A 13,430-nucleotide genomic window follows, 5' to 3' on the forward strand; every position below is an offset into this window, starting at 1 on the left:
CGCCCACCATCATTTCACAATCACGAACCGATTACGCAAACCTTGCACTTCTTGTGCCCGTTTAACGTTTTTTTCGCAAGGACATTAAATCAGACGATGTCTGTCGAAAGAACGGACGTCGCCGTGAAACCGGCGATTTATCTTTGCCTGACAAAGACATGACCACCAGAATTGCACAACACGACCGGGCCATGATCCAGCCTGTCCCATCGCGGGAATATCCCGTTTACACCGATGAAGGATTGTTTTCCGCTTATTATATCGCATATACAATAAGGATGCGGTATGATTGGGATGACACAAAACGGGCAGCCAACATCGCCAAGCATGGCGTGGACTTTACCGCCGCTGAGGACTTTGAATGGGATGTCGCCCTGGTCATCGCCAGCCACAGCGCAACCGAACCCCGCCTTGTCGCCATTGCCCCGATCCGGCGGCGGCTGCATGTGCTGGTTTACAGCATTGAAACCCGCATTGTCCGCATCATCAGCCTGCGTAAGGCCAACCGACGGGAGGCAAAACTTTATGAAGCGCAAACCTGACTTCATCATGCCCACGGAAGATGAGGACGCCCGTATCAATGCCGGCATTGCGGATGATCCTGACAATCCCGAACTGACCGCAATGGATTTCACCCGCGCGGCAAGCGCATCCCGCGCGCAGCCTGATCTGGTACGCGATTATGAAAGACGCGTGCGCGGCCCGCAGAAAGCGCCGACCAAGAAGCAGGTGTCGATCCGGCTGGATCAGGACGTGATCGAACGCCTGAAATCGGACGGTCCCGGCTGGCAGCGCCGCGTAAATGACCTGCTGCGCAAGGCCGTGGGCATACGATGACCCCGCCGCGGTGCAGGAGGCCGGGTTGCGCCTGATCGCAGGCATCTGCCTTGTTCTTGGCCTTGCGTCGTCCCTTGCGGGCTGTGCAGACCAGAACCCCCGCATGGACCGCAATGCGCGCGCTGCCTATGACCGGGGCGGCGGCGGATACCATGATGGCTGGGACGGTTCCGGCGGGTGGGGTGGCCCCGGTGGCTGGGGGGGACCGGGTGGCATGGGCTGGTAAGCCCGTGGCCGGATTTTCAGGGGTCTGCCCCGGAACGTCGCGGGGCGCAACGGGTTATTGACACGGGCGCACCCGCGCCCACACAAAGCGATCCGTCCTGACGTGACGCCGTCAGCGATCCCGAAAGCGCCCGTTGCGGATATCCCATGCCCACGCATATCAAACTGGTCCAGTCTGTCGAACGGGCCGCGGCCATTCTGGAAACCATCGCCCGACAGGGTGGGGCCGCACACCTGCGGCAGATCGCGGCCCTTACGGGTATTGGCAAGACCACCGCCCATAACATCCTGCAGACACTGGACCATCTGGGCTATGTCCGTCGCCGCTCCGGCGATACGCGCTATTACCTCGGTGGCCGCATCCTCAACCTTGCGCGTATCGCGGGCAATGACAGCGCGACCCGCACCCGCCTGCGCCCCGTTCTGGAAACCATTGCCCGCAATACCGGCCAGACCGTCTGGCTTGCCGTGCCCGGTGGCGATGAAGCCGCGTATCTCGACATCGTTGATGCCACCAGCCCGGCAGAACAGGCCGATCGTGCCCCCTTTCGGGAAAAACTGGAAGGCTCCGCCGTGGGGCTGGTCTTTCTGGCCTTCGTGCCCGGCATGGCCAAGCGCCTTGCCGCCGCCCCCGGTGAAGCACCCACGCCCGCCATGGTGGAACAGATCCACACTGTGCGCGCACGCGGTTATGCCCTTGATCTGGAACGATATCACGCGGGTATCCACGGTGTCGCCATCCCGTGGTGGGAAGATGGGGAAGTGCTGGCAAGCATCTGCGTAACCGGCCCGGCGGGCGAACTGCCGCGTGCGAAGCTGGCCGACATTGCATGGATGATGATGCAGCAGCAGCTTGTCCGCGTTCAGCAATGATGAATAAATCATCATTTCACGATCATCTGTATTCCCTCATCCGCCATTGCCGTTAGCGTGCGCTTTTTTACATGAAGAAGGTCCGCAATAATGAAACTCTCTGTCGCTTCCGCCATGATCGACGCGGCCCTTGCCGAAGCCACCAGACTGAAGGTGACGGTATGTATAACCGTCGTGGATGCAGCCGCATGGCCGGTAGCCTTCGCCCGCATGGACGGCGCACCGCTGGGCGTAATCGATGTCAGTGGAAAGAAAGCGAAAACCGCCGTCCTGTTCCAGATGGACACGGCGGCCTTTGCCAAAATCGCGCATCCCGATGGCGTTGCCTATTCGCTGGAAAACACCAATGGCGGCCTGACCAGTTTTGGCGGCGGCGTGCTGCTGAAGGCGGCTGATGGCGCCATTGCCGGGGCGATTGGCGTATCGGGCGCCACCAGCGCGGAAGATATCGACATCGCCCGGGCCGCCGCCCGCGTCCTGTCCGCCTGACAGCCCGACCCGGACCGCACATGACCACAGATACCGCAACGACCGAATTCAATCCCCGGCCCGTCCACCCGCCGCACGGTGCAGCCGCCGCCTTCCTTATCCTGACCTTTGGCACCTTTGTCGTGGGAACGGGTGAGTTCGCCATCATGGGCATGCTGCCCGAATTCGCATCCTCGCTCCGGCTTTCCACCGCCGATGCCGGTTACGCGATTACCGCCTACGCGCTGGGTGTTGTATTTGGCGCACCACTCATCACCATACTTGGCGCACGCCTGTCGCGGCGTGAACTGCTGCTGTCGCTCTATATTCTTTTCTGCTGCGGCAACCTGCTGAGCATCGCCATGCCAACCCCCGGCCTGATCGAGGTCGCCCGCTTCATCACCGGTCTGCCCCATGGGGCGCTGTTTGGCATTTCCGCCCTTGTCGCCGCATCCATGGTCGACCACTCGCGCCGGGGCTGGGCCGTGGGGCGCGTGCTGTCAGGCATTGCCATCGCCACCCTTGTCGGCGCGCCGTTTTCCACCTTCGCCGCCAATCACTGGGGCTGGCGGATTTCCTACTTCATCATCGCGCTGTGCGGTCTGCTGACCTTTCTGGGGGTATGGCGCTATATCCCGGCGGACCGGCCCAACCGTTCCAATTCCCCGCTGCGCGAAGTAACGGCGCTGTTCAACACACAGGTCATGCTGACCCTGCTGACCGCCGCCATCGGTTTTGGCGGCATGTTCACCATCTATACCTATCTGACCAGCATCCTGCAGAACGTGACCCGCGTGCCGGAATGGGAAACCATGGTGTTCATGGTCCTGTGGGGTGCGGGCATGCTTACGGGCGCCAATGCGGGGGCGTGGGTGGTTGACCGCAACCTGTCCCTTGCCGCGATCCTCGCGCTGGCAGGCAGCGCGCTGACCATGCTGGTCTTCCCGCTGGTGCTGCACAGTATCCCTGCCCTTGTGGTGGTGGTTTTCCTGATCCCGTGTTTCGTCAATGCACTGGGTCCGGCATTGCAGACACGGCTTATGGATTACGCGGGGGATGCGCAGACACTTGCCGCCTCCCTCAATCACTCGGCATTCAATGTCGCCAATGCCATGGGGGCCTCCCTGGGCAGCGCCCTTCTGGCCGCGCAGTTCAGTTATGGATCGCTTGGTTTTGGTGCGGCCGTTCTGTCCACGGGGGGGCTTGTCGTCTATCTTCTGGCGCTTGCGCTGCTGAAGCGGCATGTCGTACGTGCGTAACCACTCCGGCACGGATTACCGGTAAATAAACATCATGAAACGCCGCCATTATTTTAATGGCGGCGTTGCCTAAAGCTTTCTGAAAAAGGCTTCACCACGAACCTGCCTGATAATCTGTCGATACAGCCGGGACCGGGACAGCGCAGCCAATCAACAATAAAACCGGTATTGAATCCCATTCATGCGATCGCATTTATTCGGTCTGCGGACTCAGTAATCCCGGCGGCTTCATGCCAATCGGCAAAAAAGATTACATACATCAGTATCGTTCCGGAACTTCCCTGTTCAGGGGACGTATAGCGATCATGAGGTGACAGCGGCATTTTGCATGACCTGTCATCATTTGCATCCCTGCATTCAATACATCCCAATACCAGTACATCGAGACGTCTCCGTTCATAAATAACCAGTACAGACGGAAGGCCCGACATGGTGGATATTTCTGAAATCTGGTCCCTGTTCATCTATGCGGTTGTGATCGGGGGGCTTCTGGCGTGCCTGTTCGGGCTGTCCGCCATGACCGGCACCCGGCGACGTGGGGCCGCAATGGGCCGTTCCATGTCCCTGCCATTTGAATCCGGCATGATGCCGACCGGATCGGCACGGCTGCGCCTGCCGGTGCAGTATTATCTGGTTGCCATGTTCTTTGTCATATTCGACGTGGAAACGGCCTTTCTCCTGCCATGGGCGACCGTTGTGGCGCGGGTCGGATGGATCGGGTATGGCGCGGCGGTTTTCTTTATCGCCTTTCTGGCTGCCTCCCTCCTCTATCTGTGGCGTGCGGGTGCGCTGGAATGGGGGCCGCAGCCGCGCCTGCCACGTATCGGGGGAAAGGCTTCGGTATCATGACATGGTCCCTCTCGCCCGTATCGCCCCCACGGAACACGCGGCCAGCGCAACATGACGACACGCCAACCTTCAGCGAGACGGTGCGGCGGAACCTTGTCATGGGACGGCTTCAGGATTTTGTGGCGTGGGGGCAGAAAAATTCGATATGGCCGCTCAATTTCGGCCTGTCCTGCTGCTACGTGGAAATGGCGACCGCCTTTACAAGCCGGTTCGACATTGCACGTTTCGGGTCCGAAGTCCTGCGCGCGACGCCACGTGAAGCGGACCTGATTGTCATTTCCGGCACCGTATTCGTCAAGATGGCCCCGATCATCCAGCATCTGTATGACCAGATGCTGGAACCCCGATGGGTGATCTCCATGGGGTCATGCGCCAATTCGGGCGGTATGTACGACATTTACAGCGTGGTGCAGGGCGTGGACAGTTTCCTGCCGGTCGATGTGTATGTTCCCGGCTGCCCGCCCCGCCCGGAAGCCCTGCTTGAGGGCCTGATGCTGTTGCAGAAATCCATCGGCACGCGCAGGCGTCCGTTAAGCTGGATGATGGGACCGCAGGGCATGGAACCTGTAACGCCCCCCAGCATGCGCGATGAAAAACGCGCCGCCCGCCAGGGCGTGCGCGACATCCGCCAGCCCGACGGGATCTGACCCATGGTCCTGAGCGCATCCCCCATAACCGGACTGGACCAGCCCGGCATGATGGCCACCCAGTCCACGCGCGATGGCGTCCGCACGCTGTGGGTTACGGCGGACGACCTGCGGCCCACCCTTTCCACGCTGAAGGAACACACGCCCGCATTGCTCATGCTGTTTGACCTGACCGCCATTGACGAACGCGAACGCACCCACCGCGATGGCCAGCCACCGGCGGATTTCACGGTCATCTATCACCTCATGTCGCTTGCCACCCGCGCAGATGAAGTGCGCATCAAGGTGGCGCTGCTGGGGGACAGGCCCACGCTTCCCACCATCAGCGACCTGTGGCCCAATGCCAACTGGTACGAACGCGAGATATGGGACCTGTTCGGCATCCGGTTTGAAAACCATCCTTTCCTGCGCCGCATCCTGACACCACCCACATGGACCGACCACCCGCTGCGCAAGGATCATTACGCCCGCGCCACCGAAATGCCGCCCTACAGCCTGACCGAAGAACAGGAGCGGCACGAGCAGGACGCCATGCGTTTCGATCCCTCGGCATGGGGCATGCAGCGGCATAGCGACCACAGCGATTTCATGTTCCTCAATCTCGGCCCCAACCATCCCAGCGTACACGGGGTCTTTCGCATTATCCTGCAGCTTGAGGGCGAACGCATCGTCGATGCCGTGCCCGATATCGGCTTCCACCATCGCGGGGCCGAAAAAATGGGGGAACGCCAGTCATGGCATACCTACATCCCCTATACTGACCGGGTGGATTACCTGGGCGGGGTCATGAACAACTTCCCCTACGTGATGGCGGTCGAAACGCTGGCGGGCATCACGCCGCCGCCACGCGCGCAGATGATCCGCGTCATGCTGGCGGAACTGTTCCGCATTGCCAGCCATCTGGTTTTCTACGGAACCATGGCGCAGGACGTGGGGCAGCTTTCGCCAGTATTCTACATGTTTACCGACCGCGAGCGCGTATTCGGCATTATCGAGGCGATCTGCGGTTTTCGCATGCACCCGGCATGGTTCCGCATCGGCGGGGTGGCGATGGACCTGCCCACCGGATGGGAAGACCTGATCCGCGCCTTCGTCAACGACCTGCCCCACCGCCTTGACGAATATGACGCGATGGTCATGCGCAACCCGGTTTTCCGGGGGCGGACGAAAGGGGTGGGCGCCTATACCACCGCCGAAGCCGTGGAATGGGGCGTAACCGGGCCGGGACTGCGCGCCACCGGCCTGCCATGGGATTACCGCAGGCAGGCCCCCTATGCCTGTTACGACCAGCTTGAATTCGACATTCCCACCGGCGCCAATGGCGACTGCTACGACCGGATCGCCGTGCATGTGGAAGAAATCCGCCAGAGCCTGCGCATCATCCGCCAGTGTCTGGACCACATGCCCGCCGGTCCCATCAAGGCGGACCATCCGCTCACCACCCCGCCGCCCAGGGCGCGGACGCTGCATGACATCGAAACCCTGATCCATCATTTCCTTGGCGCAGCCTGGGGGCCGGTCATCCCGCCGGGGGAGGCCAGATCCTGCGTCGAAGCCACGAAAGGGCTGAACTGCTATACCCTTGTCAGCGATGGCGGCACCACATCCTATCGCACCCGCATCCGCACGCCGTCCTTCGCCCATCTGCAGATGATCCCGCTTCTGGGGCGTGGCGTCATGATCGCCGACCTGATCGCGATCCTGGGCAGCATTGATTTCGTGATGGCCGATGTCGATCGCTGAACAGCCCCTGTCAGGCGACCTGCGGGCGGAAATCCGCGCCCTTGCGCAGGCGGAACCGCACCCGCGCGGGGCCAGTGTCGCGGCCCTGCGGCTGGTGCAGGCGCATATGGGGTGGATCAGCACGCCGCACCTGAACGAAGTAGCCGATGTGCTGGGCATGTCCGCTGCGGATCTGGACGGCATCGCCACCTATTTCAACCTGCTGTTCCGCAGGCCCGTGGGGCGGCATGTCATCATGCTGTGCGACAGTGTCTCATGCTGGATCATGGGGCGTGAGCGGCTATGCGCCCATCTGTGCCGCACACTGGATATCCAGCCGGGCCAGACCACGGCGGATGACACCATCACCTTTCTGCCCATCGTGTGTCTGGGGCACTGCGACCATGCGCCCGCCATGCTGGTGGACGATACACTCTATGGCGACGTGGATACGCCCACCCTCGACCACCTGATCGACACCCTGCGGGAGCCGCCACCATGAGCCATGCCGAGCGCCCCCTGACCGCCATGATCGACCCCGTGGCCGGTCCCCCCGACTGCGCGGCCTATGAACGGGCCGGGGGATGGCAGGCCACGCGCACGGCCCTGCGCACCCTTGCACCGGCCGAGGTGGTGGACATCGTAACCCGCTCGCGCCTGCGCGGACGTGGGGGGGCGGGGTTCGGAACCGGGCAGAAATGGAGCTTCGTGCCCAGGGAACCCGCAAGCGAACGCTGCAAATACCTGATCGCCAATGCGGATGAGATGGAACCGGGCACCTTCAAGGACCGCTGGCTGATGGAAGGCAATCCGCTGCAACTGGTCGAAGGCATGTTACTGGCCGCCTACGCCATTCAGGCGGGGCATGGCATCATCTTCCTGCGCGGGGAATACCACCTTGCCCGCACCCGGCTGCACGACGCCATTGCGCAGGCGCGGCATGGGGGATGGCTGGGTCAGGATATCCTCGGCTCCGGTTTCAGTTTCGACATTCATGTGCATGTCAGCGCCGGGCGCTACATATGCGGCGAGGAAACCGCCCTGCTGACCGCGCTGGAAGGACGGCGCGCCACCCCGCGCAGCAAGCCCCCCTTTCCACAGACAGGCGGACTATGGGGCGCGCCAAGCGTGGTGAACAATGTCGAGACATTAAGCAACCTGCCCCACATCATCGCCAACGGACCGGAATGGTTTGCGGGTCTGGGCATCGGGCCGGATGGGGGCACCAAGATATATGGGGTCAGCGGGCGCGTAAGACGGCCCGGCTCATGGGAACTGCCCATCGGCACGCCGCTGCGTGAAATTATCGAGGAGCACGCGGGCGGCATGCAGCCGGGCTACGGACTGCGCGCCCTGCTGCCCGGCGGGGCTTCCACCGCATTCGTGGATGACACGGCCCTTGATATGGCGATGGATTACGCATCGGTTGAAAAAGCGGGCAGCCGCCTTGGCACCGGCATGGCCATCATCCTTGATGACCGCACCTGTCCGGTGGGCATGCTCCGCAATCTGGAACATTTCTTCGCACAGGAATCCTGCGGCTGGTGTACCCCATGCCGCGATGGACTGCCCTGGGTCGAACGCCTGCTGGACGCGATCGAGGCGGGTACGGGCATGGCGGAAGACATCGACCAACTTGACCGCCACGCCCGCATGCTGGGCACGCCGGGGCATACGTTCTGCGCCCATGCGCCGGGGGCCATGGCGCCGCTGGCCAGTGGGCTGAAACTGTTTGCGCGCGATTTCGCGGACCATATCGCCGGGCGCGGCTGCCCGCTGCGTCACGCAGCCTGACGGCGGGCAGGAGATCCGGCCATGACCACCATCAGGATCGACGGGCGCGAATGGCCCACCCGCCCCGGCATCAACCTGCTGCAGGCGTGTCTGGAAGCGGGTGCGAACCTGCCCTATTTCTGCTGGCATCCCGAACTTGGTTCCGTGGGGGCCTGCCGCCAGTGCGCGGTCCGTCAGTTCAGCGGTCCCGATGACAGGACCGGTCGCCTTGTGATGGCGTGCATGACGCCGGTAAGTGACGGGGCCATCATTGCGATCGAGGATGCGCAGGCACGCGCGTTCCGTGAGGGCGTGATCGAATGGATGATGGTCAACCATCCCCATGACTGTCCCGTGTGCGAGGAAGGCGGCGAATGCCACCTGCAGGACATGACCGTCATGACCGGCCACAACCAGCGCCGCTACCGGTTTACAAAACGCACGCACCGCAATCAGGATCTCGGCCCGTTCGTGAAACACGAAATGAACCGCTGCATCGCGTGCTATCGCTGCGTGCGGTTCTACCGCGATTATGCGGGGGGCGACGATCTGGCTGCCTTCGCATCGCATGACAGTGTCTATTTCGGCCGCGCGGAAGACGGTGCGCTGCAAAACGCCTTCAGCGGCAATCTGGTGGAAATCTGCCCCACCGGCGTATTTACCGACAAACCCTTTTCCGCCGTCTACACACGCAAATGGGACCTGCGCGGCGCCCCGTCGGTATGCGTCCACTGCGCCGTGGGCTGCAACATTATCGTCAATGCGCGTGAAGAAAGCGTGCGGCGGGTCGTCAACCGGTACAATGCAGCCGTCAACCGCTACATGCTGTGCGACCGGGGCCGGTTCGGGCACGGCTTCGTCAATGCCGACAGCCGCATCCGCATGCCCCTGCGCAGCATTGATAGACACCCCGCACCCGTTCCCACGCGCGACGCGGTGACGCAGTTCGCCCGCATGGCTGCTGATGGCCCGGTCGTTGGCATAGCCTCCCCCCGCGCATCCATGGAAACCTGTTTCAGCCTGCGCGCCCTTGTCGGGGAGGCACGGTTTTCAACCGGGCAGACGCAGGTTGAACAGGCATGCGGGCAACTGGCCTGCACGCTGCTGCGGCAGCATCCGGGTGTCATTCCCAGCCTGCATGAAATGGAAAGCGCGGATGGCGTGCTGGTTCTGGGGGAAGATGTCTGCGCTACCGCCCCCCGGCAGGGCCTGTCGCTGCGCCAGTCCGTCCGCCAGCCAAGCTTCCCTATGGCGGATGCGGCGAAAGTGCCGCGCTGGATGGATGCCGCCGTGCGTACCATCGACTGTGATGCGCCATCCGGCCTGTTCATCCTTACCCCTGCCCCAACGGATCTGGACCCCGTGGCCGCGCAGTGCTTTCGCGCGGTGCCTGACGATATCGCGCGCATCGGTTTCGCCATAGCACACCGGATCGACCCGTCCGCCCCTACTGTTACGGACCTGACCGATGAACAGGTCCGACTGGTGGAGCATGTCGCAGCCACGCTGCTCGCCGCGAAAAAGCCCCTTGTGGTATCGGGCATGCAATATGGGTCGCCCGCACTCATGCGCGCCGCCGCCGCCATTGCATCGGCCCTTGCACGCACCATCCCCGCAAGCGGGCTGTCACTGGTCCTGCCGGAATGTAACAGCATGGGGCTGGCGCTGCTGGGGGGGCTTACGCTTGAAGCCGTGATGGCGCAGGCGCGGGCGGGAAAGATCGCAACACTTGTGATTGCGGAAAACGACCTGACCCGTCGCCTGTCCCCCGCTGCGGTGGTCGAACTGCTTGAGGCGGTGCCCAACATCGTCATCATCGACCATACGGACACGCCGCCATGCCGCGATGCGACGCTGGTGCTGCCCGCCGCCGCCTTCAGCGAATGCAGTGGCACGCTGGTCAGTCAGGAAGGCAGGGCGCAACGCTTTTTTCAGGCGGTTTATCCCCCCCAGCCCATCCGGGCGGGATGGCGATGGATGCAGGCCCTTGCCCGCGCGCAGGGCTGCGTGAACGTACAGGCAGCGGCACGGATACAGGCAACCGGACTGACCACATGGCAGGGGCTGGATGATGTGATTGCCGCGCTGGGGCGGGCCTGCCCCATTCTGGCGGGCATGGTGGATGCGGCCCCCGGTGCCGATTACCGCATTGATGGCCAGAAACTGCGCAGCCAGACTTACCGCGCCAGCGGGCGGACCGTTATCCGCTCCCATATCAGCGTGCGTGACCAGCCCCCGCCGGGCAGTCCGGACACCCCGTTCAGCAGTTCGATGGAAGGGGCGTACACCCCGGACATGCCGCCGTCTCTTGTCCCCGGCTATCAGGTGCCATCATGGAACTCGGTCCAGTCGCTCAACCGGTTCCAGCACGAAATCGGCGGGGACATGCGTGGGGGGATATCCGGGGTCCGGCTGTTTCCGGCACCTGATGCTACCGACCACCCCACCCATCCCTGCGCCACGGATATTCCCGCCGCGTTTGCGCGCGCTGAAGATAGCGTTCTGGTGCTACCCGATACGCGCCTGTTCGGGAGCGAGGAACTGAGCATGCTTTCCCCGCCCGTCGCCGCACGGGCAACACCACCCACGCTGCGCGTGCCGACCGGGGCTGCAGGACCAGCACACATGACCCTTCACCTGCCGGACGGTGCGCATACCCTGCCGGTGGAACCCCTGGCAGGGCTGCCGGATGGCGTGGTGCTGTGCCCATCGCACATGGTGTCCCCCGCCTTCATGTTTCCCTGCATGGCGCGCATCACCCCGGCGGGAGAGGCGACATGACGCCGCTTCCCCTCGCCCCCATCGTGCTTACGCCCCTTGTGGTGCTGGCACTTGCCACCGTGCTGACATGGGTTGAACGGCGGCTGCTTGGATTATGGCAGGATCGCTACGGTCCCAACCGTGTCGGGCCGGGCGGGATGTTTCAGGCGGTGGCGGACGGGATCAAGCTCCTGTTCAAGCAGGACTGGGTGCCCCCCTTTGCCGACCGGGGCGTGTTCGTTCTCGCACCCGCCATCGGCATGATGACGGTGCTGCTGTCCTTCGCCGTCATTCCGCTTGCGGCAGGGGGCATTGCGGGGGGCCTGAATGTGGGCCTGCTGTTCATCCTCGCGATGATGGGTCTGGGCGTTTATGCGGTCGTTCTGGCGGGGTGGGCGTCGGACAGCAAATATGCGCTGCTGGGCGGGATGCGCGCGGCGGCGCAGATGATCAGCTACGAAGTCTTCATGGCGCTTTCGCTGCTGGGGGTTGTGATGGTCGCCGGGTCGTTCAGCCTGCGCGACATCGTGGCGGCACAGTCCGGGCTGTGGTTCATCATTCCGCAGGGGCTGGGGTTCGTGGTCTTCCTTCTGGCCGGAATTGCGGAGACGCACCGTCTGCCCTTCGACCTGCCGGAAGGGGAAAATGAACTGGGTGCCGGTTTCCATACCGAATATTCAGGCATGAAATTCGGCATGTTCTTCATTGCCGAATATGCCGGGATCGTCCTTGTCAGCGCCCTTGCCACGACGCTGTATCTGGGCGGCGGCAATGGCCTGCTCCTGCCCGCGCCGGTGTGGTTCGCGCTGAAGACCGGCGTGATCGTCGCCTTCTTCATTCTGCTGCGCGCGGGGCTGCCACGTCCGCGTTATGACCAGCTTATGGGGCTGGGGTGGAAGGTGCTGCTACCGCTTTCCCTGCTCAATGTCCTTGCCACCGGAACCGTAATGATGCTGCGCGCGTCATAACCACGCCTGCAAGAAAAAGGCACGTCCCATGCTCGATACCCTGCGCACGCTGCTGCTGACGTTCCTGCACGGTTTTCACCGGCGCGCCACCGTGCAGTATCCCGAACAGCAGCCCTACCTGCCGCCGCGTTACCGTGGGCGCATCATCCTGTCGCGCGACCCCGATGGCGGGGAACGCTGCGTGGCGTGCAACCTGTGCGCCGTTGCATGCCCCGTGGACTGCATCAGCCTGCAGAAGACCGAACGCGATGGCCGGTGGTATCCGGATTATTTCCGCATCAACTTCTCGCGCTGCATCTTCTGCGGTTTCTGCGAGGAAGCCTGCCCCACCTACGCCATCCAGCTTACGCCGGATTTCGAGATGGGCGAATATGCCCGCCCCAACCTTGTCTACGAAAAGGAAGACCTGCTGATCAGCGGGACGGGAAAATATCCCGGCTACAGTTTCCATCACGTCGCGGGCGTTCCCATACCGGGCAAGGACCGGGGTGCGTCGGAACATGAACGCACGCCCATCGACCTTCACAGCCTGCTGCCCTGACGCATCATGTATGTCCTGCCCCTCCTTTCCGGTGGTCTGACCCTTGTGGGGGCGATGATGGTCGTCACCTGTCCGGTGGCGGTGCATGCGGTGCTGTACCTTGTGGTAACGCTGCTCTCACTGGCCATGGTGCTGGCCATGCTGGGCGCACAGTTCGCGGCGGCGCTGGAAATCATCATCTATGCCGGCGCCATCATGGTGCTGTTCGTGTTCGTCATCATGATGCTCAATCTGGGCCAGCCTGACCGGGACCGGGAAAAAGAATGGCTCCGGCCACGCGCATGGATCGGGCCGGGGCTGCTGGCGGTCGTGGCGTGCGGCGAACTTCTTTACGGCCTGCCCACGCTGTCCGACCCGGATGGTGCCGTTTTCCCGATTGATGCGCGCGACGTGGGGCTGAGCCTGTTCGGGACGTATGTACTTATGGTCGAACTGGCATCCTTCCTGCTGCTGGCCGGGCTTGTTACCGCCTTTCATATCGGGCGAACCCTGCGGGAGAGGCCCTGAC

The 13,430-nt window shown here is 62.9% G+C and carries 14 protein-coding genes and 1 pseudogene; all 15 read left to right on the forward strand.

The annotated features are described in order from the left end of the window. Nucleotides 1-158: 158 nt before the first annotated feature. The 15 genes and pseudogenes from KSAC_RS14590 to nuoJ all read left to right on the forward strand — a co-directional run bounded on the left by KSAC_RS14590 (nt 159) and on the right by nuoJ (nt 13,429). Complete coding sequence (locus KSAC_RS14590; protein ID WP_243705396.1) at nt 159-542, forward strand: BrnT family toxin; 384 nt, start codon at nt 159-161, stop codon at nt 540-542. Then, complete coding sequence (locus tag KSAC_RS14595; protein ID WP_243705397.1) at nt 526-837, forward strand: BrnA antitoxin family protein; 312 nt, start codon at nt 526-528, stop codon at nt 835-837. The genes KSAC_RS14590 and KSAC_RS14595 overlap by 17 nt, the downstream gene beginning before the upstream one ends. 25 nt (nt 838-862) lie before the next feature. Then, nucleotides 863-1,063, forward strand: coding sequence for a hypothetical protein (locus KSAC_RS14600; RefSeq protein ID WP_118963780.1), 201 nt, complete (start codon nt 863-865; stop codon nt 1,061-1,063). Between the two features lie 146 nt (nt 1,064-1,209). Continuing rightward, the gene (locus KSAC_RS14605) at nt 1,210-1,935 is read left to right on the forward strand and encodes an IclR family transcriptional regulator (RefSeq protein ID WP_132306404.1); all 726 of its coding nucleotides are present in this window, start codon (nt 1,210-1,212) and stop codon (nt 1,933-1,935) included. A gap of 90 nt (nt 1,936-2,025) precedes the next feature. Next, nucleotides 2,026-2,424 carry a GlcG/HbpS family heme-binding protein gene (locus KSAC_RS14610; RefSeq protein WP_110547684.1) on the forward strand — a complete coding sequence of 133 codons (399 nt, stop codon included), beginning with the start codon at nt 2,026-2,028 and terminating at the stop codon, nt 2,422-2,424. A gap of 20 nt (nt 2,425-2,444) precedes the next feature. Beyond that, nucleotides 2,445-3,662, forward strand: coding sequence for an MFS transporter (locus tag KSAC_RS14615; protein WP_110547685.1), 1,218 nt, complete (start codon nt 2,445-2,447; stop codon nt 3,660-3,662). Between the two features lie 429 nt (nt 3,663-4,091). Next, the gene (locus KSAC_RS14620) at nt 4,092-4,511 is read left to right on the forward strand and encodes an NADH-quinone oxidoreductase subunit A (protein ID WP_132306406.1); all 420 of its coding nucleotides are present in this window, start codon (nt 4,092-4,094) and stop codon (nt 4,509-4,511) included. Beyond that, the gene (locus KSAC_RS14625; protein ID WP_110547688.1) at nt 4,508-5,158 is read left to right on the forward strand and encodes an NADH-quinone oxidoreductase subunit B; all 651 of its coding nucleotides are present in this window, start codon (nt 4,508-4,510) and stop codon (nt 5,156-5,158) included. Before KSAC_RS14620 ends, KSAC_RS14625 begins: the two co-directional genes overlap by 4 nt. Before the next feature lie 63 nt (nt 5,159-5,221). Further along, nucleotides 5,222-6,901 (forward strand): annotated as a pseudogene (gene nuoC, locus KSAC_RS14630) (NADH-quinone oxidoreductase subunit C/D); the annotation flags it as partial. Then, nucleotides 6,888-7,382 carry an NADH-quinone oxidoreductase subunit NuoE gene (gene nuoE / locus KSAC_RS14635; RefSeq protein ID WP_132306410.1) on the forward strand — a complete coding sequence of 165 codons (495 nt, stop codon included), beginning with the start codon at nt 6,888-6,890 and terminating at the stop codon, nt 7,380-7,382. The pseudogene nuoC and the gene nuoE, both read left to right, overlap by 14 nt. After that, nucleotides 7,379-8,674 carry an NADH-quinone oxidoreductase subunit NuoF gene (nuoF, locus tag KSAC_RS14640; RefSeq protein WP_132306412.1) on the forward strand — a complete coding sequence of 432 codons (1,296 nt, stop codon included), beginning with the start codon at nt 7,379-7,381 and terminating at the stop codon, nt 8,672-8,674. The genes nuoE and nuoF overlap by 4 nt, the downstream gene beginning before the upstream one ends. Before the next feature lie 21 nt (nt 8,675-8,695). Further along, nucleotides 8,696-11,434 carry an NADH-quinone oxidoreductase subunit NuoG gene (gene nuoG, locus KSAC_RS14645; RefSeq protein ID WP_132306414.1) on the forward strand — a complete coding sequence of 913 codons (2,739 nt, stop codon included), beginning with the start codon at nt 8,696-8,698 and terminating at the stop codon, nt 11,432-11,434. Then, nucleotides 11,431-12,381 carry an NADH-quinone oxidoreductase subunit NuoH gene (nuoH, locus tag KSAC_RS14650; RefSeq protein WP_110547693.1) on the forward strand — a complete coding sequence of 317 codons (951 nt, stop codon included), beginning with the start codon at nt 11,431-11,433 and terminating at the stop codon, nt 12,379-12,381. Before nuoG ends, nuoH begins: the two co-directional genes overlap by 4 nt. Nucleotides 12,382-12,409: 28 nt before the next feature. Further along, complete coding sequence (gene nuoI / locus KSAC_RS14655; protein WP_132306416.1) at nt 12,410-12,922, forward strand: NADH-quinone oxidoreductase subunit NuoI; 513 nt, start codon at nt 12,410-12,412, stop codon at nt 12,920-12,922. Nucleotides 12,923-12,928: 6 nt separating this feature from the next. Beyond that, complete coding sequence (nuoJ, locus tag KSAC_RS14660) at nt 12,929-13,429, forward strand: NADH-quinone oxidoreductase subunit J (protein ID WP_110547695.1); 501 nt, start codon at nt 12,929-12,931, stop codon at nt 13,427-13,429. Nucleotide 13,430 lies beyond the last annotated feature (1 nt).

Source organism: Komagataeibacter saccharivorans, from assembly GCF_004348195.1.
Classification (GTDB): Bacteria; Pseudomonadota; Alphaproteobacteria; order Acetobacterales; family Acetobacteraceae; genus Komagataeibacter; species Komagataeibacter saccharivorans.